The organism is Rhizobium sp. GCM10022189, from assembly GCF_042656325.1.
In the GTDB taxonomy this organism is placed as follows: Bacteria; Pseudomonadota; Alphaproteobacteria; order Rhizobiales; family Rhizobiaceae; genus Rhizobium.
Genome location: NZ_JBHSOR010000047.1, coordinates 1 through 515, shown reverse-complemented (window position 1 = coordinate 515; position 515 = coordinate 1). Strand labels below are relative to the sequence as shown.

At 66.4% G+C, this 515-nt stretch carries 1 protein-coding gene; it reads right to left on the bottom strand.

Annotation, left to right across the window (positions count from 1 at the left end; translation table 11 throughout):
* Positions 1 to 515 (bottom strand): transposase (locus ACFPWW_RS20025; RefSeq protein WP_377313045.1); only part of this gene is annotated, 515 nt, incomplete at both ends.

The following is a 515-nucleotide window of genomic DNA, read 5'->3' as shown; positions in this document are numbered from 1 at the left end:
CATGACCTGCTTGCGTTCGAGCATCCGGCCCTGAGGGCAGACGAACCGGTCTGCCATGACGTCGTAGGCAAAGGCGGTGCGGTCGAACAGCGTGCCGTCACCCGTGTTGTTGACGGTGCGGTTGGCCGGGGCGCAGGGCGTGATGCCATCGTCCTCGCAGGCGCTTGCCTGTGCGCCGTTGGAATAGCCGGCATCGGCGACCACCGTCAGGCTGTCGAGGGAAAGCACGTCCTTCGTCGCCCTGGCCATCGGGTGAAGCATGCGGTTGTCGCTTGTCTCATCGGTGACGTCGTGGTGGACGATCAGGCCGCTATCGGCATCGACGACGCTCTGGACATTGTAGGCGGGCGGCTTTGGCCCCTTGCCCTTGCCCATCGGGCGCGCATCCGCTTCGCCCTCGACCACGGTCGCGCGCCCTGTCTCGTCAAGCCAACCTGCCATGCGATCCAGTTCGCCCCGGCGGCTTTCAAGCATCGCCATGGCGCTTTCCACCGCACCGCCGGCATCGTCCGGCT